The following is a 20,448-nucleotide window of genomic DNA, read 5'->3' on the forward strand; positions in this document are numbered from 1 at the left end:
GGGGAGAAAAAGGGAGAAGGGGCGCGCTGTGCTCAGTGCATCAGGGCATCAGTGCAGGACACGGGAGACGGGCGCTCCGCCGATGTCGGCTTCGAGCACGAACATCGGGATCGGCACGTCGAAGCGCTCGCCTTCCTCCGTCACCACGAAGTAGCTGCCGTGCATCGTGCCGCTCGCGGCCTGCAGGCGGCAGCCGCTGGTGTAGCGGAAGGTCTCGCCGGGCGCCAGCAGCGGCTGCTGGCCGATCACGCCCAGGCCCTTGACCTCCTGCGAATGCCCCGAGGCATCGTTGATCAGCCAGTGGCGGGCGATCAGCTGGGCGGACACCGGACCCGTGTTCGTGATGGTGACCGTGTACGAGAAGGTGTAGATGTTGTCCTTGGCCGAGGACTGGTCGGCCAGGTAGCGCGGTTCGACCTGTACGCTGAAGGGGCTGTGTGACATGGGGCGCATGGTAACGGAGGCCTTTGGTCGGGCTTGCGCCGGCTGCGAGAATCGGGGTCATGAGCACCCCGTTCCGCATCGCGCCCTCCATCCTGTCCGCCGACTTCGCGCACCTCGGCAAAGAACTGACCGACGTGATCGCGGCCGGCGCCGACTGGATCCATTTCGACGTGATGGACAACCATTACGTGCCGAACCTGACATTCGGCCCGATGATCTGCCAGGCGCTCAAGCCCTACGCCAAGACCGCCGACGGCACCCCGGTGCCCATCGACGTGCACCTCATGATCCAGCCGGTCGACGCACTGGCGGCCTCTTTTGCGCAAGCGGGCGCCGACTACATCAGCTTCCACCCCGACGCCTCGCCCCACACGCACCGCAGCATCCAGGCCATCAAGGCGGCCGGCTGCAAGGCCGGGCTGGTATTCAACCCCGGGCTGGGCCTGGAGGCGCTGGACTGGGCCATCGACGACATCGACCTCATCCTCATCATGAGCGTCAACCCCGGCTTCGGCGGCCAGAGCTTCATCGACTCGGCCCTGCGCAAGATCGAGCAGGCGCGCAAGCGCATCGAGCAGAGCGGGCGCGACATCCGCCTGGAGGTGGACGGCGGCATCAAGGCCGACAACATCGCGCGCGTGGCCTCGGCCGGCGCCGACACCTTCGTGGCCGGCAGCGCGATCTTCAACGCCAAGGACTACGGCGCCGTCATCGCCGACATGCGCAAGCAACTGGCCGGCGTCGTCAGCGCCTGACCTTTCCGCCGCCCTCGACGTTGTCGGCTTCCAGCGCCCGGTCGGTGTCGACCAGGCCGCGCTCCACGTCCTCATGGGCCTGGCGGCCCACCCTGGGCGGATGGCCGTCCCGGGTCTGCTGGCTGTCGGACGACTGATCGTGCTCGTGCGGCAGGCGCGGCGCCGGGTCGCCGTCCTGCTCCACCCTGGTCTTGCCGCCGCCGGTGTCCTTCTTCGCGGGATCGGCCGGCGGTGCCTTCCCGTGGCTGCTCTTGCTGTTCATGCATGCGCTCCTTTGACAAAGGCGGAGCCTGCGCCGCCGCCCCGGCCGGCCCGGTAGGACAGCCGAGGCAGCCCCTGTAGGCGCCTGTTCGATGCCCCGTGCTGCTATCAAACGCATAGCGCTTTTGCCTGCCGGGAAAAGGCTCCGCAATAATCCCCGGATGTCTTCCGATCCTTTCGCCGGCGTGGCCACCGACAGCCTGCGCATCCATGCCTTCGCCTCGCTGAACCCCGGTCCCCGGCTGCTCGTGATGGGCGGCGTGCACGGCGACGAAATCTCCGGCACCCTGGGCATCGAGCGCGTGCTCGCCGAATTCGGGGCCGGATCGCTGCAGCTGCTGCGCGGCGAACTGACCATGGTGCCGGTGGCCAACCCGCTCGCGCGCAGGCGCCTGCAGCGCGAGGGCGAGCGCAACCTCAACCGCCTGTTCCGCCCCTCCGAGGCGCCGGCCGACTACGAAGCCCGCGTGACCAACGTGCTGGCCCCGCTCATCGAGCGCCACGAGGTGCTGCTCGACCTGCATTCCTTCCAGAGCGAGGGCGAGGCCTTCGCCATGATCGGCCCGCGCGACAACACCGGCACGCTGGAGCCCTTCGCCCGCTCGTACGAGGAAGGCCAGCTCGCGCTGCACATCGGCACGCCGATCGTGGTGGAAGGCTGGCTCGACATCTACGCCGCCGGCCTCGCGCAGCGCGCGGGCGGAGCGCCGGCCAGCGAGGCCGAGCTCGACTTCGGCCGCGGCACCAACGAATACATCCGCAGCCGGGGCGGCTACGGCGTCACGCTCGAATGCGGCCAGCATCTCGATCCGCAGGCGCCCGAGGTGGCGTGGCGCGCCATCCGCCGCACCCTGGCGCTGCTGGGCATGGCCGAGCTGCCCGAGGGGCTTTCCGGCGGCCCCGCGCAGCCGCCGAAGCTGCTGCGCCTGGCCAGCGTGACCGACCGCCTGCACGAGGAAGACAGCTTCGTGCGCGACTGGGCCACCTTCGACGAAGTGCAGCGCGGCGAACCCATCGGCATGCGCCACGACGGCACGCTGCTGAGCGCGCCCGACGACGGCTTCATCGTCTTCCCCAACGCGATGGCGCTGCCGGGCGCGGAGTGGTTCTACTTCGCGCGCCCCAGCGAACGCCGGCTCGGGCCGGTGACCGGGGCCACGGGCGCAACCGGCGCGGCCTGACGGCCCCTGGGGCCGCGTTCCTACATCGGGCGCGCCGCCGCGGCGCACATTCTCGGGGGAAGGAGTGTGCTGCCATGCCCGTCTCGAAGAAAGCTCCCGCGCCGCGCGTCCTGTGGAAGGGCGCCATCAGCTTCGGTCTCGTCCACATACCGGTGGCCCTGTATTCGGCCACCGTCGACCACGGCATCGATTTCGACTGGCTCGACAAGCGAACCATGGACCCGGTCGGCTACAAGCGCGTCAACAAGAAGACCGGCAAGGAGATCGCGCGCGAGCAGATCGTGAAGGGCATCGAGTACGAGAGCGGCGAGTACGTCGTCCTCAGCGACAAGGAGATCGCCGCCGCCTACCCGAAGACCACGCAGACCATCGAGATCGAGAGCTTCGTGCCGGCCGACGGCATTCCCTTCGTGTACCTGGAGCGCCCCTACTACGTGGCGCCCATCAACCGCGGCGCCAAGGTGTACGCGCTGCTGCGCGAGACCCTGCAGCGCAGCCGCCGGGTGGGCGTGGCCCGCGTCGTGATCCAGACCAAGCAGCATCTTGCGGCGCTGGTGCCCGTGGGCCCCGGCCTCGTGCTGAACCTGTTGCGCTGGGGCGCCGACATCCGCCCCTGGACCGACCTGCCGCTGCCCTCCGAAGACGCGAAGAAGGCGGGCCTGCGCCAGCGCGAGCTCGAGATGGCGAAGGAACTGGTCGAGGACATGAGCGCCGACTGGGACCCGGACGAATTCCGCGACGAGTTCAAGGACGAGATCCTGCGGCTGGTCGACAGGAAGGTGAAGGCCGGCCAGACCGAGACCGTAACCCAGCCCGAACCGGAAGAAGGACAGGAGCAGGCCGGCGAAGGCCGCGGCGCCAAGGTCATCGACCTCACCGAGCTGCTCAAGCGCAGCCTGCGCAAGGGCGGCGGCAAGGCCAGGGAAGCCGATGCCGAAGAAGAGGAGGAGGAAGAACCGGCACCCAGGCGCCCCGCGGCGAAGAAACGCAAGACCGCCGCGAGAAGCACCGCCAGCACCACGCGCAGGGCGCCGGCCCGCCACAGGCGGGCCGCCTGAGTTCGCCGGGGAGCGCACGCCATGGCACGCACCGCATCATCCTCGTCATCCACCGCTCGCAAGGCGCTCGCGCGCTATCACGGCAAGCGCGACTTCTCCCGCACGCCTGAACCCAAGACAGGAGGCCGGCGCGGCAGGGGCACGCTGGGCTTCGTCATCCAGAAGCACCACGCGAGCCACCTGCACTACGACTTCCGGCTGGAGCTCGACGGCACGCTCAAGAGCTGGGCCGTGCCCAAGGGGCCATGTCTCGATCCCGGCGTGAAGCGCATGGCGGTGCACGTCGAGGACCACCCGATCTCGTACGCCGACTTCGAGGGAACCATCCCGCCGAAGCAGTACGGCGCGGGCACCGTCATCGTCTGGGACCGTGGCGACTGGCTGCCCGATGGCGACGCGCGCAAGGCACTCGCGGCCGGCAAGCTCAAGTTCGAGCTGCGCGGCGAAAAGCTTCACGGCCACTGGACGCTGGTGCGCATGCACGGCAAGGGCGACGAATCGCACGAGCCGTGGCTGCTCATCAAGGAGCGCGACGGCGAGGCCCGCGCGCTCGACGACTACGACGTGGTGGACGAAGAGCCGGCGAGCGTGATCACCGGCCTGGGCGTGGACGAGGTGGGGCAGGCGCCGAGGAAGAAGCAAGCGAAGGCCGCGCCGGCGAAGAAGACCACCGTGAAGAAAGAGAAGAAGGCCGCGCTGCCCGCCACCTTCGAGCCCGAGCTCGCCACCCTCGCGTCCTCTCCGCCTTCATCTCCCGGCGACTGGCTCTACGAGCTCAAGTTCGACGGCTACCGCCTGCTGGCGCGCATCGACGGCAAGGGCAAGGTCCGCTGCTTCACCCGCAACGGGCACGACTGGAGCGCGAAGCTGCCCGCGCTCGTCGAGGCGCTTTCGGGGCTGCCCGCCGGGCCGGCCTGGCTCGACGGCGAGATCACCGTGGACGGCCCCAACGGCGCACCCGACTTCCAGGCGCTGCAGAACGCCTTCGACCGCGGTGCCACCGCGTCCATCGTCTACTGGCTCTTCGACGCGCCATTTCTCGACGGCGAAGACCTGCGCGACCTGCCGGTCGAGGAGCGCCGCGCAAGGCTCGCCGCGCTGCTCGCCGGCAGGCCGCCTTCGCCGCAGCTGCGCCTGAGCGACGCCTTCGACGCCTCGCCGCGCGAACTGCTGGCGGCGTCCGCGCGCATCGGCTTCGAGGGCATCGTCGCCAAGCGCAAGGGCTCGCCGTACGTGTCGCGCCGCTCGCCCGACTGGATCAAGCTCAAGAACCAGCAGCGCCAGGAATTCGTGATCGGCGGCTACACCGCGCCCAAGGGCACGCGCGCCGGCTTCGGCGCGCTGCTGCTGGGCGTGTACGACGAGGCCGGCGGCCGGCTGCGCTACTGCGGCAACGTGGGCACCGGCTTCGACGCGAACCGGCTCGCCGACATCAAGGCGAAGCTCGACAAGCTGACTGTGGACGACTGCCCCTTCGAGCCCGCGCCGCGCGGCGTCAGGGCGCAGTGGGTCAAGCCTTCGCTGGTGGCCGAGATCGCCTTCGGCGAATGGACGCGCGAACACCGCGTGCGCCAGGCCGTGTTCCAGGGCCTGCGCGGCGACAAGCCCGCGCGCGAGATCCGGCGCGAACGGCCGCAGCGGGCCCGCGAGATCGAGGCGATGGCGACGAAGTCGCCGCCCGCCAGGAGCGGCACGAAGGAAAGAAGCAGATCCATGTCCCTGAAGATCTCCCACGCCGAGCGCGTGATCGACAAGCACAGCGGCATCACCAAGGGCGAACTCGCCGCCTACTACGACAGCGTGGCCAAGCTCATGCTGCCGCACCTGCGCGGCCGGCCGGTGTCGCTTGTGCGCGCCCCCGACGGCGTGGGCGGCGAGCTGTTCTTCCAGAAGCACCTGCAGGCCCGCGAGATCCCGGGCGTGAATCAACTCGACCCCGCGCTCGACCCCGGCCACGAGCCGCTGCTGCAGATCGACTCGAAGGAAGGCCTGCTGGGCGCGGCGCAGATGAACGTCATCGAGCTGCACACCTGGAACGCCACCTCCGACGACATCGGCAGGCCCGACCGCATGACCTTCGACCTCGACCCCGGCGAAGGCGTCGATTGGCCGCAGGTGCAGGAGGCCGCGATGCTGGTGCGCACGCTGCTCGACGAGCTGGACCTGCCGGCATTCCTGAAGACCAGCGGCGGCAAGGGGCTGCACGTGGTGGTGCCGGTGCGCCGCCAGTACGACTGGGACACCGTCAAGGGCTTCTCGCAGGCCGTGGTGGCGCATCTCGCGCAGACCATTCCGGCGCGCTTCGTCGCCAAGAGCGGTCCTCGCAACCGCGTGGGCAAGGTCTTCGTCGACTACCTGCGCAACGGCTTCGGCGCGACGACGGTGAGCGCGTGGTCCGCGCGTTCGCGACCGGGGCTGGGCGTGTCGGTGCCGCTCGCGTGGGACGAACTGCCGGCGCTCGCAGGCCCCGCGCAATGGACCGTCGCCAACGCGGCCGGGCGCTTCGAGACCGGCAACAAGCCATGGGCCGGCATGGAGCGCCGCCGCAAGAGCCTGGCCGCCGCGATGAAGCTGCTCGGCTACGAGCCGCGGAAGTGATGTGACCTGTCGGCAGGGCTGCAGCCGGCGGCGCGCCAAGGAAGGCTGCCGCCAGCTTCGGCGCCCGCCTGCTCCGTGGTGTCGACTATTGGCACCAGCAGGTGCTTCGCACCGAGGTCCTGCAGTTGCTTGATCAGCGCGCGATGCCGATGGTCGCCGTCGCGGTGTAGCCCGCGCTGACGCTGCCGCTCATGGCCGGCGTCATCGCGGCGATCTGCGCCGCCGTGTTGTCGCCGAACACGTTGTCGGTCGAAAGCGAGATGGCCGCGAAGTTCGCCACGCTCTTGGTGTAGCCGGTGGCGTAGGGGTAGACCGCGCTGCACACCGCGCTCGGCATCGCGAGCTGCGAGGTGAGGATGGCGTTCTTGCCCGTGGTGGCGGTGGACAGGCTCTGGAACACCTCGAAGTGGATGTGCGGCCAGCGCCCCGAGTAGCAGCCGGGGAAGATGGTCGTGAAAGTCACCTGGCCGTTGCTGTCGGTCACCTGCACGCCGCGCAGGTAGCTTTCGGTGGGCGCCGAGTACAGCGAGTAGTTGCCGTCGCGGTCGCAGTGCCAGAGGTAGATGGCATAGCCCGAAAGCGGCGCGCAGCTGGAGGAGGTGTTCGCCAGCGTGAGCGTCAGCGCCACCTGCACGCCGGCGGCCTGCGTGGTGGTGCCGATGAAACTGCTGCGGATGTCGCTGCGCACGATGCCGCTGGCGGTGAGGATGTCGGAGGTCGAGCCCGAGGACGTGTTGGTGCCGTCGGCCGGATAGGGCCCCGCCGTCTCGCCGGGGAGGGCGGTACAGCTGCTGCTCGTGGTGGAGCTGCTGCTGCTCGAACTCGAACTGCCGGTGCTGATCGTGCTGCTGCCGGTGGTCGCGGTGCCCGACGTGGCCGTCGAGGTGGTGCCCGATGCGGCCACCAGCCCCGCGAGGCTGGCACTGCCGCTGTCGGAACTCCCTCCGCCGCCGCAGCCGGCCAGCAGCATCGCCGGGCCGGCCGCTGCCGCCGACCCCAGCCATGCCAGCGCCTTGCGCCGCTGCAGGCCGAGCTGCGCCGCCATCAGCGGAAGGTCGTCGGCCAGGTGGTGGCCGTGCATGGGCTCGGCCGGTGCGTGCTGGTGCTTGCGTTTGTGCTTCGGCTCACAGTCGGAAATCGACACTTTTGCTCCTCGATCGTGGATGGAGCCGCGAGCGTCGTGGGGCGGTGTTGCCCGCAGATTTCACCGTGTTGCGGCGTATTGCGATGCGGTGCACCGCAACCGGAAGGCAGGCTTAGAGGAGCGCTTCTTCCGTCGTGACCTCGAAGCGCTTGAGCGTGTTCGCGCCGAACACCATCGTGATCGGCACGTCCGCCGCGTCGCGCCCGCGCGCGATCACCACTCGGCCGATGCGCGGCGTGTTGTGGCGTGCGTCGAAGGTGTGCCAGCGGTCGCCGAGATAGGCCTCGAACCACGCGCTGAAGTCCATCGGGGCACGCGCGGGCGGCACGCCGATGTCGCCGAGGTAGCCGGTCGCGTAGCGCGCCGGGATGTTCATGCAGCGGCACAGCGTGATCGCCAGGTGCGCGAAGTCGCGGCACACGCCCGTGCCTTCGCGAAAGCCCTCCAGCGCGGTGCGCGTGGGCCGGGCGTTCGCGTAGTCGAAGCGCAGGTGCCCGTGCACGAAGTCGCAGATCGCCTGCACGCGCGGCCAGCCCGGCGCCGTGTGCGCGAAGCTGCTCCAGGCGAACGCCAGCAGGTCGCTGTCGACCTCGCAGTAGCGGCTGGGCAGCACGAAGCTCAGCGTGTCCACCGGCAGGTCGGCCGCGGCATGTTCGCGGGCCTCGAAGTCCGCCGGATCGGGCTGGCCCGTGTCGTAGACGAGAGCGCGATTGCGCAGGCGAACGCTCTCCACGCCCGCGGGAACGTGCACGCGCGCGCAGCGATTGCCGAAGCCGTCGAGGTAGTGGTCGGTGGGAAGCGGCGGGCTGAGCACGATGTTCTCGCCGCCCTGCAGGTCGCCGGCCCGCGAGGGGTGCACCTGCAGCATGTGGATCAGCGCCGTGGGAGCGGTCACGCCCAGTTCGATGTCGAAGCCGATTCTGATCAACATGGTCGCTCCATGCTATGCAGCCGCGCCGGCCGCTCCCACGGGTGGAGCCCGCGAAGCTTCGTAGGCGGGTGCGATGCGCTGTCGGCCGGCTCCTACCGCGCCCTCGGGTCTTCTCCCACAGCGGTGGAGGGGGCGCCACTACGGGCCGCGCACCGCTTGAAACATAACCTTCGGATTCTTGCAAGTTCATTCGCCGCAGAGGGGCGAAAAACGGAGGGGAAATCATGGAGTTTTCAACACTTTTCGACTCGTTCGCCAACGGCTGGGGCGACGAGATCCTCGTGTGGGGCGTGGCCGCGGTGGCAGGTTGCATCTGCCTGATCGCCGTGGTCAATGTGCTCGACATGTTCCTGGACAACGGCGAGGCCGGCTGACGAGCCCGCCTTCCTTTCACGAACCTTCAGCGATGAAAGATCCCAACAAGTCCCCGATGTCACCCCAGAACAAGGCCGCGGCGGGCCGTCGCGCCAGTGCCGTGAAGGCAGGCGCCGGCGATGCCGCGAACCCCAAGCAGCAGCAGCTCGAAGGCTTCACCGTCGAGCACCCCACGACCCTCACCACCAACCAGGGCCTGCAGCTGCCGGACAACCACAACTCGCTGAAGGCGGGCGCGCGCGGGCCCACGCTGCTCGAAGACTTCATCCTGCGCGAGAAGATCACGCACTTCGACCACGAGCGCATTCCCGAGCGCGTGGTGCACGCGCGCGGCTCGGCGGCGCACGGCTTCTTCCATGTCTACAAGTCGATGTCGCAGTTCACCTGCGCCGACTTCCTGCAGGACCCGGACGTGAAGACGCCCGTGTTCGTGCGCTTCTCCACCGTGGCCGGCTCGCGCGGCTCGGCCGACACCGTGCGCGACGTGCGCGGCTTCGCCGTCAAGTTCTACACGCGCGAGGGCAACTACGACCTGGTGGGCAACAACATCCCGGTGTTCTTCATCCAGGACGCGATGAAGTTCCCCGACCTCATCCACGCCGTCAAGCCCGAGCCGCACCACGAGATGCCGCAGGCCGCGAGCGCGCACGACACCTTCTGGGACTTCGCCTCCTTGATGCCCGAGAGCACCCACATGCTGATGTGGGCCATGAGCGACCGCGCCATTCCGCGCAGCCTTCGCATGATGGAAGGCTTCGGCATCCACACCTTCCGCTTCATCAACAGCCGCGGCGAGAGCCACTTCGTGAAGTTCCACTGGAAGCCCAAGCTCGGCATCCACGGCCTGGCGTGGGACGAGGCGCAGAAGATCGCCGGCAAGGACCCCGACTTCCATCGCCGCGACCTGTGGGAATCCATCGAGAACGGCGACTTCCCCGAGTGGGAGCTCGGCGTGCAGCTCATTCCGCAGGACAAGGAACACTCGCTGGGCTTCGACCTGCTCGACCCCACCAAGCTCATTCCCGAAGAGATGGTGCCCGTGCAGAAGATCGGCCGGCTGGTGCTCAACCGAAACCCCGACAACTTCTTCGCCGAGACCGAGCAGGTGGCCTTCCACCCCGGCCATCTCGTGCCCGGCATCGACTTCACGAACGACCCGCTGCTGCAGGGGCGCCTGTTCTCGTACACAGACACGCAGATCTCGCGGCTGGGCGGCGCCAACTTCCACGAGCTGCCCATCAACAAGGGCGTGTGTCCCTTCCACAACTTCCAGCGCGACGGCATGCACCGCCAGACCATCGCGCGCGGCCAGGTGGCCTACGAGCCCAACACGCTGGGCAGCGGCACCGAGTTCCGCGTGGACGGCGGCAGCCATGGCTTCCAGTCGTTTCCCGAGGAGATCGATCCGCCCAAGGTGCGGCGGCGCAGCGCCTCCTTCGACGACCACTTCACGCAGGCGCGGCTGTTCTTCGAGAGCCAGAGCGCGGCCGAGAAGGAGCACATCATCGCGGCCTTCCGCTTCGAGTTGTCGAAGCTGGAGGTGCCGGCCATCCGCCAGCGCATGGTCGACAACCTCGCGCACGTGGACGAGAAGCTCGCGCGCCGCGTGGCCGAGCCGCTGGGCATCGGCGAGCCCGATGCCAAGGCGGCGGCGGGGCGGGCGGGCTTTCGCGACCATCGCATGTCGCTGCCCATCGACGAGTCGCCCGCGCTGAGCATGGCCGACACCGGCGACGGCTCCATCCGCACGCGCAAGATCGCGATCCTCGTGGCCGACGGTGTCGACTCGGCCTCGCTCAAGCCCATACGCGACGCGCTCGAACAGGCCGGCGCGCAGTGCAAGGTGGTGGGCCCGCGGCTGGGCACCGTCGCCAGCGCCTCGAAGCGCCAGATCGAGGTGGACGCCACCTTCGTCAACACGCCCTCGGTGATGTTCGACGCGGTGCTGGTGCCCGCGGGCGCCGACAGCGCAGCGGCACTGGCGGGCATGGGCGACGCGGTGCACTTCGTGCTGGAGGCCTACAGGCACTGCAAGGCGATCTGCACGGTGGGCGAGGGCGCGCGGCTGCTGTCCACGCTCGGCATCGACGAGAACACGCCGCCGGACGACGCGCCCGCCGGCGTGGTGGTGGCCGAGACGCCGGTCACCAACCTGGGCGACAGCACCGCGGCCACCGGCATCGCGCAGCGCTTCGTCGCCGCCATCGCGAAGCACCGCCACTGGGACCGCGCGAACGTCGACGCGGTGCCCGCCTAGGTCCGCAAGCCCTGTTTGCCGTAGTCCTTTAGCGCTAGACCGTATTGCGAATAGGCGCGGCTGGGGGCCGCTCCTAGACTTTCCCTCCGAGGCCTGAACGGCGCGCACTCCCGCGACGTCGATGGTCCGCCACGGCGGACTCACAGGGCCAAACGCGGGGGTCCAATGGCGTGGTTTTCGAGATGGGGATGGGAGCGCCCTGCACGTCATCGTGCTGGCATCGCAGGTGCGCTCGGTCTGGCCGGCATTCTTCTGATGGGCTGGGGCCTTCCGGCTTCGGCGCAGGCGCCAAGCGCGGAAGCCGCCGCCAGCAAGGCGGAGCAGGCCCGCCTCGCGGACACCGACACATTGCTGGCGCTGACCAGCGAAGGCGCGGTGCTCTACGGGCAGGACTCGGTCAAGCTCTCCGGCTATCAATACTGCAGCCAGGCCGTCGCGCTGGCCGAGGCGGGCGAATTCCGCCAGAGCGTGCGCGCCGCGAGCAAGGCGCTGCACCTGGCCAACGCCACCAACGATCCGAACCTCATGGCCATGGCCAACCGCGACCTGGCCATCGTCTACAGCTACTCCGGCCAGCTCGACAAGGCCGAGGAGTTCGCGCGAGAGGCGCTCAAGCACCAGGCGCGCGACCCCAAGCTGGTGGTCGGCCCGGTGCAGAAGGTGATCGGCGACGTGCGCTCGCGCCGCGGCGACTATTCGGGCGCGGTGCTCAGCTATGACGAGGCGCTGGCCAACAGCTCGCAGCGCTATGCGCCGCTGGTGCAGGCCTCGCTGGTCAATGCGCTGATCGAGTCGGGCGACCCGGCCAGGGCGCGCGAGGTGCTGGGCACCATGGCCCCGCCGAAGGATGCGCCGCTCACCGCGCAGCTCGACCGCACCCGTGCCCGGCTGCTGCTGGCCGAGAACAAGCCCGCCGAGGCGCGCGATGCCTATCGCGCTCTCACCGCACGGCAGGTGGGCGCGGACACCGAGTACTACCGCCTCTGGGCCTGGGACGGTGTGGCGCGCAGCGAACTCGCGCTGGGTCAGAAGCAGGCCGCGGCCGAGGCCGTGGGCCGCGCGCTGGGCGACGTGGACAAGGTGCGCGCCAGGTTCCGCAGCGAGGAATTCAAAATGGGCCTGTTCTCGGACCTGCAGACGGTGTTCGAGCGCGGCGTGGCCATCTACAGCGATGCTGGCGATGCGCGCCAGGCCTTCGAGGTGAGCGAGCACAGCCGCTCGCGCGCGCTGCTCGACGCGGTGCGCGGCCGCGCGAAGATCAACGAGCAGGCCGCCAACACCGTCGACCTCGCCACGCTGCAGCGCACGCTGGCGGCCGACGAGCGCGTGGTGCAGTTCCACTCGCTGCCCGACCGCCTCGTAGTGTGGGTGGTGGGCCCGGACAGCATCGTCGAGAAGACGGTCGCGGTGAAGCGAGACGACCTCAACGAGCTGGTGGAGACCTTCCGCAACTCCATCGTGCGCGGCCGGCGCGCCGCCATCACCAACGCCGACAAGCTGGGCGCCGCGCTGCTCGGGCCGCTGGGCCTCGCGCCGGGGCAGCGGCTGGTCGTGGTGCCGCACGGGCCGCTGCACTACCTGCCGTTCCAGGCGCTGCGGCTCGATGGCCGCTACATCATCGAGACGCATCCGGTGGCGGTGGCGCCGTCGATGAGCATCGCGGTGCAACTCGCGCAGCGCACGCCGCGCGTGAACGCGTCGCTCACCGCCTTCGGCAATCCGCGCATTGAGGACAAGTACGACCTGCCCGGCGCCGAGACCGAGGTGAAGCAGCTCGCGCGGCTCTTCCCGCGCAACGCCGTGTACATGGGCGCGGCCGCCACCAAGACCCAGTTCCGCGACGTGGCCGCGCGCTCGCCGCTGATGCACGTGGCTGCGCATGCCGAGGCCGACGCGGTCGATCCGCTGTACTCGCGCATCCTGCTGGCCAACGAAGGCGGCAAGCAGAATTTCCTGGAAGCGCACGAGATCCTCGGCCTGCCGATGGACGGCACCGCGCTGGTCACGCTCTCGGCCTGCGAATCGGGCCTCGGGCGCATCGCGCAGGGCGACGAGGTGCTGGGCTTCACGCGCTCCTTTCTCTCGGCAGGAAGCTCCAGCCTGATCGCTTCGCTGTGGCCCGTGTCGGACGACGCCACCGCCGTGCTCATGAGCACACTCTACGGCGAGCTCTCCAAGGGCCGCGACATCCAGAAGGCCATGCAGGCCGGGCAGCTCGCGGTGCTGAAGGATCCCAAGATGTCCCATCCCTTCTTCTGGGCGCCGTTCAACCTGATCGGCAACTGGCGCTTAACGGTCGGGAGTTGAAATGAAAGTCCGTCAACGTCCCACGCCGATCGCCTTCGCGGTCACGGCCCTCGTCAGCGCTACCTTGCTGATCGCCGCCCAGCGCGCGCACGCCGCCGATGCGGACGGCAGCGGCACCGAACTGCTGCCCACCAAGGATCCCTGCGGCAGTTGCGACCGGCCCATTGCCCAGGCCCCGACCGGGACCGTCGCCCCGCAGAGCCTGCCCGCGCCGCCGCGCAACCCGGGCGGACCAGCCGGAGCGACATTCAAGCTCAACGACTTGCGCCTGAACGGCGTGAAGGCGCTGAGCAACGAGGAGCTGCAGGCCATCACCGGCCCCTACATCGGCCGCGACGTGACGCTGTCCGATCTCGAGGAGCTCGCCAAGGCCATCACGGCGCGCTACAAGGAGCGAGGCTATTTCCTCGCTCAGGCCGTGGTGCCGGTGCAGACGGTGCGCGACGGCATCGTCGAGATCAGCGTGATCGAAGGCCGCCTCGGCAAGGTCGACGTGACGGTCGCGCCCGATGCGCCCATCGCCGAATCGCGCGTGCGCGGCTTCCTCGCGCCGCTTCAGCCCGGTGCCGCCGTGAGCGCGCCGGACTACGAGCGCGCGATGCTGCTGCTGTCGGACCAGCCCGGCATCAAGGTGTCTTCGGGCCTGCAGGAAGGCACGCAGCCCGGCACCACAGACCTCGCTGTGGAGGTGACGGCCGCACCGCGCTGGGCCTTCACCGCCGAGGGCGACAACCACGGCACCAAGGAATCGGGGCGCTACCGCGTGGGCGGCACGGCGCGCTGGCTGAGCCCCTTCGGCATCGGCGACAACCTCGACATGCGCCTGATGGTCTCCAACAGCAACGCGCTGCAGTTCGGCCGCATCGCCTACGAGGCACCCATCGGCACCAGCGGGCTGCGCGCGGGCGTCGGCCTCTCGCGCGTGAGCTACGAGCTGGGCGGCCAGTTCGCCGACCTCGACGCGCGCGGCCGTGCCAACGTGCTCGATTTCTCGCTGAGTTATCCGGTGATCCGCCAGCGGCAGCAGAACCTCTTCCTGCGCCTGGGCGTCGACGTGAAGGACCTCACCGACGAACTGCGCGCGGCCGACTACAACTCGAAGAAGCGCGTCAACGGCCTGAGCCTGGGCTGGACCTGGGAGCGCCGCGACGAGCTGCTGGGCGGCGGCTACTGGGCCAGCTCCGGCACGCTGTACCACGGCAACCTGTCGATCCGCGATCCGGAAAGCCGCGACTTCGACCGCGGCGTCACGGGCCACCGCACCGAGGGCGGCTTCACCAAGCTGAGCTTCCAGTTCTCGCGCCTGCAGTCGATCGTGCCGCGCCATTCGCTGTACCTGTCGGTCGGCGGCCAGTGGGCCAGCAAGAACCTCGACGCGTCGGAGAAGCTCGCGCTCGGCGGCGCACGCGCGGTGCGTGCCTACCCTTCGGGCGAACTGCTGGTGGACCAGGGCGTGATCGGCACCGTCGAATGGCGCTGGTCGCTCAACGAGGAACTCACGCCCTTCCTCTTCTACGACGCCGCGCACGGAAAGATCGTGCGCAACCCGACGCCCTATGACGGCGTCAACAGTCACAGCCTGCGCGGCTACGGCGTGGGCCTGAGCTGGTCGCGCCCGGGCAATTTCTCGATCAACGCGACGCTGGCCTGGCGCGCCGGCACGCCGCCCGCGCAGACCGACGGCGGAGGCCGCAACCCCCGCCTCTTCGTGCAGCTCATCAAGGCGTTCTGACCATGAAGCAACGCAACCGATTCACGCAGCGGCGGCTCCGGCTTCGCCCGCTTGCCCTGTCGCTGATCTGCGCAGGAGCCGCGCCCGCCATGGCGCAGGTGCTTCCCACCGGCTTCAACTCCATTGCCGGCGGCGTCACGATGACGCAGAGCGGCAGCGTGATGAGCATCACCCAGCCGTCGCTGCGCGGCATCGCGAGCTGGCAGACCTTCTCCATCGGCGCGGGCGGCACGGTCAACATCGCGCAGCCGAGCACGCGCGCGGTGCTGCTCAACCGCGTGGTGGGCGACGGCATGACCATCCAGGCCTCGCGCATCGACGGCACGCTGAGGACATCGCTGATCGGCAACCCGAACCTGCCGGGCGGCAGCGTGTTCCTCATCAACCCGAGCGGCATCGTGTTCGGCAAGGGCGCGTCGGTCAACGTGGGCGGGCTGGTGGCCTCCACGCTGGACATCGCCAACGACAACTTCATGCCCGCCGGCTCGGAGAACAAGGCCTTCGACAAGAGCGAGCAGCTCGTCTTCGTCGGCCCGGCCAACAGCATGGCTCAGGTGCGGCTGGAGCAGGGCGCGTCGATCACCGCGGCGCCCGGCGGCACGGTGGCGCTGGTGGGCGGATCGGTGCGCAACGACGGCGAGATCAACGTCGCGCGCGGCTCGGTGGGCCTGGTGTCGGCCAGCAAGCTCACGATGAACCTGGACTTCGACGGCGACGGCCTCACCACCTTCAAGGTGCCGCTGGACGGGCAGACCACCTTCAAGCTCGCCGACCTGCAGGCCACCGACAAGACCACCACCGAGCAGCTGATGAACACCGGCAACGTCACGGCCGACGGCGGCCGCGTGGTGCTGATGGCCGCCGCCGCCGACGTGGATGCGCGCCAGCTCGTGGTGAGCCAGACCGGCGTGATCCGCGCCCGCTCGCTGACTTCGCGCAACGGCGAGATCGTGCTCGACGGCGGCCAGTCGGCCGCGCGCAGCAACGAGATGCTGCTGGGCGGTACCCTGGACGCGAGCGGCACCGAGGCCGGCGTGGCCGGCGGCTCGATCACCGCGAGCGCCGACTACGTGCGCCTGTCGGGCCTGACGGGCGACGCCAGCGGCGGCAGCAAGGGCGGCAGCATCCAGGTGGCGGGCAGCTCGGCCATCAGCATGTCGCCCGACTCCGTGCTGCGCAGCAACGCCACCGGCGCCAACGGCCAGGGCGGCACGGTGGACCTGAGCGCCGACTACACGCACGTCTCCGGCCAGATCCAGGCGCGCGGCGCAGGCAGCGGCGCGGGCGGCACCATCACCACCACCGCGCGGCAGGTGGAGGTGACCGAACTCGCGCAGATCGACGCGGCCGGCGGCGCGGGCGGCGCGAATGGCAAATGGATCGTCGAGTCCAAGGGCAACCTCAACGTCGACAACACCGTGCCGGCCTACGACCCCACGGACTACGGCCTGAACACCGCCGACACGCGCGTGAGCTCGGCCGCCATCGGCAACGCGCTGGGCCGCTCGACCGACGTGACGCTGCGCACCGGCTCCAACGACGGCGAATCGCACGACGTGGTGTTCCAGGAGGGCGCGAGCGTCGTCAAGACGCAGGGGCGCGACGCGCGGCTCACGGTCGATTCGCTGCGCGACATCCAGATGTTCAACGGCTCCTCGATCCGCTCGGAAAGCGGGGCGCTGCATGTGGATTTCGACGCCAACTCGGCCGGCGGCAACCAGGGCGGCGTGATCGAGCTCGACAACGCGAGCATCGCCACCAACGGCGGCAACATCCGCTTCTACGGCCAGGGCGATGCGGCCAACGGCTACGCGGTCGGCGGCATCGCGCCCACCGACGGCGGCCCGAATGTCGGGCGCGCCGGCGTCTCGCTGTTCGACAGCTCGCTGAACACCTGCGCGATGGCCTCCGGCGCCTGCGGCGGCAACGGCTCCATCACGCTGCGCGGGCAGGGCACCAGCACCTCGGCCGGCGACCCGAGCTACTACGTGAGCTCCGACGGCGTGCAGGTCTCGGGCACCAGCCTGACCACCGGCGGCGGCAACATCGCCATCACCGGCGTGGGCGGCATCGGCGCGGGCGGCGTGCTGCTCGACAACACCGAGGGCAACAGCACGGTGCTGCGCACCGGCACGGGCGATGTGAGCATCACCGGCACGTCGCGCAGCTGGACCGCCACCGATCCGGTCGCCGTGTACGGCGGCACGGTGGACTTCGTCGACAGCTCCTTCCCCGACGTGACGACGAGCAACGTCGGCGGCATCTCGATGCGCGGCGTGACCATCGACTCCGGCGGGCGCGTGGCCATCGACGGCACCGGCGGCGACATGCAGGGCCTCACGGCGAACAGCGCCTTCCTGACCTCGGCATCGGCCGCCAACGGCGGCGCCGGCGTGGCCTACGCCGCGGGCAACGGCGTGACCATCTTCGGCGGCAGCATCACGGCCGGCAAGGGGCGCGACATATCGATCTCGGGCACGGCGGGCGGCAAGAGCTTCACGGTGGACGGCGGCGCCGCGACCATCGGCGACGACGCATCGGCCGTGGCGCTCGCGATGGAGGCCGGCGGCACCGTGCGCGCCGAGGGCGGGCGCATCGCGATCGACGGGCGCGGCGGCGACGTGCGCGTGGGGCGCGTGAACGTGCGCGACGTGCCCTCGGGAACGGTCTTCCTGCCGGTGCTCGATGTGTCGAGCAGCACCGGCGTGGGCGGCACCGTCAGCCTCGCCGGGCGCAACGTGCTGGTGCTCGATTCGTTCGACAACGTGACCACCATCGACGCGGGCGGCGCGGGCCAGTCCGGCACCATCGACGTGCGCGCCACCGGCACCATCGCCATCAGCGACCAGGCCAGCCTGCGCGCCGACGCGAGGTCGGCCACCGGCAACGGCGGCACCGTGAACGTGATCGCGGGCGACACGCTGCGCGGCTACGGCAGCATCTCGGCGCGTGGCGGCGCGAGCGGCGGCAACGGCGGCAGCATCGAGACCTCGGCGCCGCACTTCGACCTGACCGGCCTGCGCGTGGATGCCTCGGCGCCCGTGGGCACGGCGGGCAAGTGGACGATCGACCCCTACAACGTCAACATCGCGCACGGCACCGCCTCGGGCAGCCTCACGGGCAACCCCTTCGATCCGCTGGCGAACTCGACCATCCAGGACGGCGACATCAACAACGCGCTGGACGGCGGCACCAGCGTCACGATCACCACGGGCACCGGCGGGGTCGCGACCGACGGCAACATCAGCTTCGCGGCCGACGCCGCCATCGTGCGCAGCAAGGGCTCCGCGCCGCTGACCTTCGAGCTCGACGCGGCGCACAACATCAACGCCTTCAGCAACAACTCGATCCAGTCGAATTCGGGTGCGCTCAACGTGGTGCTCAACGCCGGCGTGGGCGGGCAGAACGGATCGATCTTCCTGAGCGGCGCGAAGATCGCCACCAACGGCGGCAACGTCACGATGACGGCCGACACCAGCCCCACGGGCAACCAGGCGATCGGCATCACCAACACCACGATCGACACGCGGACCACCGCGCTGGGCGACGCCGGCCCCGGCGGCACCGTGCAGATCACGGGCAAGCGCGGCACACCCACCTTCTCGGGCTTCACCGCCACGGTGCAGCTGAGCGGCGCGACCATCCAGAGCAGCACCGGCGACGTGACCATCACCGGCACCTCGCCGGGCGGTACCGGCGTGCGCATCGGCGCGGGCACCGGGCCCAGCCAGATCCTCACCACCAGCGGCGACATCAACATCACCGGCATCGGCAGCGGCGTGACCGACCCGAGCACCGGGCCGCTCGCGGTGCAGGCGGTCGATCTGAGCAACGTCACGGTGCGCAGCATCGACGGCAACATCGGCATCCGCGGTCTCGTGACGCCGGGCGTGCTCAGCGACAAGTCGGGCGGCGTGCTGATCGCCAACAACGCGCTGGTCACCACGCTGGGCACCGGCGACATCGACGTGGCGGGCGAGTCGCAGGCCAACGGCACCGGCATCACGCTGGGCACCGGCGGGCGCATCGACGGCAACCGCAACGTGGTGCTGCGCGCGAGCAACGACGGCAGCACCGACGCGGTGGTGCTGACCGGCACCGTGCGCGCGGGCAGCGTGCTCAACCTGCGCCCCGGCGGCGTGGACGCGGCCGGCAACGCGGTGGACCGCACGGCCAACCCGATCACGCTGGGCGGCACGGCGGCCAACGGCTTCGCAGTGTCGGCCGCCGAGTTCTCGCGGCTCGACGCGCCCACCATCGTGGCCGGCAGCAACGCCCACGCGGGCAACATCAGCGTGGTGGGGCCGCTCACCGTGCCCGGCGCGCTGACGCTGCAGAACACCGGCGGTGGCGGCGGCATCCAGCTCGGCGGCGCGCTCACTGCCTCGACCGTGGGGCTGATCTCTGGCGGCAACATCACGCAGACGGCGGCCGCGCCGATCACCGCCGGCACGCTGCTGGCGCGTTCCACCGGCGGCAGCGTGCTGCTGGACCAGGCGGCGAACAACGTCAGCGCAGACACCTTGGGCGGCGGCGCGGCCGGCGCCTTCCGCTACGTGGACGTGGACACGGTCAAGCTCGGCTCGGTGAGCGTCACCGGCTACGACGCGGCGGGCAATGCGCCGCAGCTGGTGTCGGCCACCTCGATGGCGGCCGACACCGTGTTCGTGCGCACCCTGAGCGGCGACCTGCTGCTGGGCACCAACGTGAGCAGCGCCAACGGAACCGACCTGGTGGCCGCCTCGCGCTTCCAGAACACCGGCGGCTACACCATCGCCGGCGCGCCGTGGCGCGTGTGGGCCGACACCTGGGTGGGCGAGACGCGCGGCGGGCTCACGGGGTCGGGGCTCTATCCCAACCTCTATCACTGCTCCTACTCGGGACTGTGCGCGGTGAGCATTCCGGCCGGCGCCAATCACTTCATCTACGCGCAGCAGCCGGTGGCCACGGTGCTCATCGGCAACGCGACCCGGCCCTTCGGCTATCCGAACCCGCTCTTCAGCTACCTCGTGACCGGGCTGATCCTGGGCGACACGGGCGCGGGCTTCTCCGGCTTCATGTTCTCGCCCGCGCTGCAGGCGAGCCCGCCGGGCGTGTACCCGATCAACGGCGCCTTCACCTCCGCCGAGGGCTACAGGGTCAATGTGGTGCCGGGCAACCTCTTCGTCGGCGGGGTGCCGAACCTGCCGCGCCCCGATGCGCTGCGCGACCTGCCCGCCACCTGGGTGTACGACCGCAACATCGGCCCGCCGCCGATCTGCTTCGCCACAGGGCCGCTCGATGGCGACCGCGCGGAGCAGGGCGGCGACGTGCTGGCGCGCGAATGGTCGCGCGTGCGCTCGCGGCCCAACCTGTCGAGCTGCGTCGACACCGAGAAGCGCAACGGCTGCGCCGATTTCTAGCCG

General features: G+C 70.0%; 13 protein-coding genes. 9 read left to right on the forward strand and 4 right to left on the reverse strand.

Annotation, left to right across the window (positions count from 1 at the left end; translation table 11 throughout):
* Positions 1-48: 48 nt before the first annotated feature.
* Positions 49-444, reverse strand: coding sequence for a Co2+/Mg2+ efflux protein ApaG (gene apaG / locus SFB74_RS03505; RefSeq protein ID WP_432729272.1), 396 nt, complete (start codon positions 442-444; stop codon positions 49-51).
* 59 nt (positions 445-503) lie between these two features.
* Here apaG and rpe point away from each other — a divergent pair, with 59 nt between their 5' ends.
* The gene (gene rpe, locus SFB74_RS03510; protein WP_432729273.1) at positions 504-1,199 is read left to right on the forward strand and encodes a ribulose-phosphate 3-epimerase; all 696 of its coding nucleotides are present in this window, start codon (positions 504-506) and stop codon (positions 1,197-1,199) included.
* Here rpe and SFB74_RS03515 read toward each other — a convergent pair.
* Complete coding sequence (locus SFB74_RS03515; RefSeq protein ID WP_432729274.1) at positions 1,189-1,461, reverse strand: hypothetical protein; 273 nt, start codon at positions 1,459-1,461, stop codon at positions 1,189-1,191. The two genes, rpe and SFB74_RS03515, sit on opposite strands and share 11 nt — an antisense overlap.
* A 160-nt stretch (positions 1,462-1,621) precedes the next feature.
* Between SFB74_RS03515 and SFB74_RS03520 the strand changes: the two genes are divergently transcribed.
* The 3 genes from SFB74_RS03520 to ligD all read left to right on the forward strand — a co-directional run bounded on the left by SFB74_RS03520 (position 1,622) and on the right by ligD (position 6,297).
* Positions 1,622-2,641, forward strand: a complete 1,020-nt coding sequence (locus tag SFB74_RS03520; RefSeq protein WP_432729275.1) for a succinylglutamate desuccinylase/aspartoacylase family protein — start codon at positions 1,622-1,624, stop codon at positions 2,639-2,641.
* A gap of 74 nt (positions 2,642-2,715) precedes the next feature.
* Entirely contained in the window at positions 2,716-3,699 is a 984-nt protein-coding gene (locus tag SFB74_RS03525) for a Ku protein (RefSeq protein ID WP_432729276.1), read from the forward strand.
* 21 nt (positions 3,700-3,720) lie between these two features.
* Positions 3,721-6,297 carry a DNA ligase D gene (gene ligD / locus SFB74_RS03530; RefSeq protein WP_432729277.1) on the forward strand — a complete coding sequence of 859 codons (2,577 nt, stop codon included), beginning with the start codon at positions 3,721-3,723 and terminating at the stop codon, positions 6,295-6,297.
* Positions 6,298-6,430: 133 nt separating this feature from the next.
* On the opposite strand, the gene SFB74_RS03535 is transcribed toward ligD, so the two are convergent.
* Together SFB74_RS03535 and SFB74_RS03540 are read right to left on the reverse strand one after the other, a co-directional pair.
* Entirely contained in the window at positions 6,431-7,441 is a 1,011-nt protein-coding gene (locus SFB74_RS03535) for an intradiol ring-cleavage dioxygenase (protein ID WP_432729278.1), read from the reverse strand.
* Positions 7,442-7,553: 112 nt separating this feature from the next.
* Positions 7,554-8,372, reverse strand: a complete 819-nt coding sequence (locus SFB74_RS03540) for a transglutaminase-like domain-containing protein (RefSeq protein ID WP_432729279.1) — start codon at positions 8,370-8,372, stop codon at positions 7,554-7,556.
* Between the two features lie 224 nt (positions 8,373-8,596).
* Here SFB74_RS03540 and SFB74_RS03545 point away from each other — a divergent pair, with 224 nt between their 5' ends.
* From SFB74_RS03545 to SFB74_RS03565, 5 genes are all read left to right on the forward strand, one after another.
* Positions 8,597-8,746 (forward strand): hypothetical protein, encoded by a 150-nt coding sequence (locus SFB74_RS03545; RefSeq protein WP_432729280.1) that lies wholly within the window; start codon positions 8,597-8,599, stop codon positions 8,744-8,746.
* A 56-nt stretch (positions 8,747-8,802) separates the two neighbouring features.
* Entirely contained in the window at positions 8,803-11,004 is a 2,202-nt protein-coding gene (gene katE / locus SFB74_RS03550) for a catalase HPII (RefSeq protein WP_432729281.1), read from the forward strand.
* Between the two features lie 255 nt (positions 11,005-11,259).
* Positions 11,260-13,311 carry a CHAT domain-containing protein gene (locus SFB74_RS03555; RefSeq protein WP_432729282.1) on the forward strand — a complete coding sequence of 684 codons (2,052 nt, stop codon included), beginning with the start codon at positions 11,260-11,262 and terminating at the stop codon, positions 13,309-13,311.
* A 1-nt stretch (position 13,312) separates the two neighbouring features.
* Positions 13,313-15,043, forward strand: coding sequence for a ShlB/FhaC/HecB family hemolysin secretion/activation protein (locus SFB74_RS03560; RefSeq protein ID WP_432729283.1), 1,731 nt, complete (start codon positions 13,313-13,315; stop codon positions 15,041-15,043).
* 2 nt (positions 15,044-15,045) lie between these two features.
* Complete coding sequence (locus SFB74_RS03565; RefSeq protein ID WP_432729284.1) at positions 15,046-20,445, forward strand: filamentous hemagglutinin N-terminal domain-containing protein; 5,400 nt, start codon at positions 15,046-15,048, stop codon at positions 20,443-20,445.
* Positions 20,446-20,448: the final 3 nt, after the last annotated feature.

It is taken from the genome of Variovorax xiamenensis (assembly GCF_050916385.1).
Classification (GTDB): domain Bacteria; phylum Pseudomonadota; class Gammaproteobacteria; order Burkholderiales; family Burkholderiaceae_C; genus Variovorax.

What these genes read in the sequence shown, in the direction of transcription:
- SFB74_RS03515 (WP_432729274.1), bottom strand. Translation starts at nt 1,461, where the DNA reads ATGAACAGCAAGAGCAGCCACGGGAAGGCACCGCCGGCCGATCCCGCG.
- SFB74_RS03540 (WP_432729279.1), bottom strand. Translation starts at nt 8,372, where the DNA reads ATGTTGATCAGAATCGGCTTCGACATCGAACTGGGCGTGACCGCTCCC.
- katE (WP_432729281.1), top strand. Translation starts at nt 8,803, where the DNA reads ATGTCACCCCAGAACAAGGCCGCGGCGGGCCGTCGCGCCAGTGCCGTG.
- SFB74_RS03555 (WP_432729282.1), top strand. Translation starts at nt 11,260, where the DNA reads ATGGGCTGGGGCCTTCCGGCTTCGGCGCAGGCGCCAAGCGCGGAAGCC.
- apaG (WP_432729272.1), bottom strand. Translation starts at nt 444, where the DNA reads ATGTCACACAGCCCCTTCAGCGTACAGGTCGAACCGCGCTACCTGGCC.
- SFB74_RS03520 (WP_432729275.1), top strand. Translation starts at nt 1,622, where the DNA reads ATGTCTTCCGATCCTTTCGCCGGCGTGGCCACCGACAGCCTGCGCATC.
- ligD (WP_432729277.1), top strand. Translation starts at nt 3,721, where the DNA reads ATGGCACGCACCGCATCATCCTCGTCATCCACCGCTCGCAAGGCGCTC.
- SFB74_RS03525 (WP_432729276.1), top strand. Translation starts at nt 2,716, where the DNA reads ATGCCCGTCTCGAAGAAAGCTCCCGCGCCGCGCGTCCTGTGGAAGGGC.
- SFB74_RS03565 (WP_432729284.1), top strand. Translation starts at nt 15,046, where the DNA reads ATGAAGCAACGCAACCGATTCACGCAGCGGCGGCTCCGGCTTCGCCCG.
- SFB74_RS03545 (WP_432729280.1), top strand. Translation starts at nt 8,597, where the DNA reads ATGGAGTTTTCAACACTTTTCGACTCGTTCGCCAACGGCTGGGGCGAC.
- SFB74_RS03560 (WP_432729283.1), top strand. Translation starts at nt 13,313, where the DNA reads ATGAAAGTCCGTCAACGTCCCACGCCGATCGCCTTCGCGGTCACGGCC.
- rpe (WP_432729273.1), top strand. Translation starts at nt 504, where the DNA reads ATGAGCACCCCGTTCCGCATCGCGCCCTCCATCCTGTCCGCCGACTTC.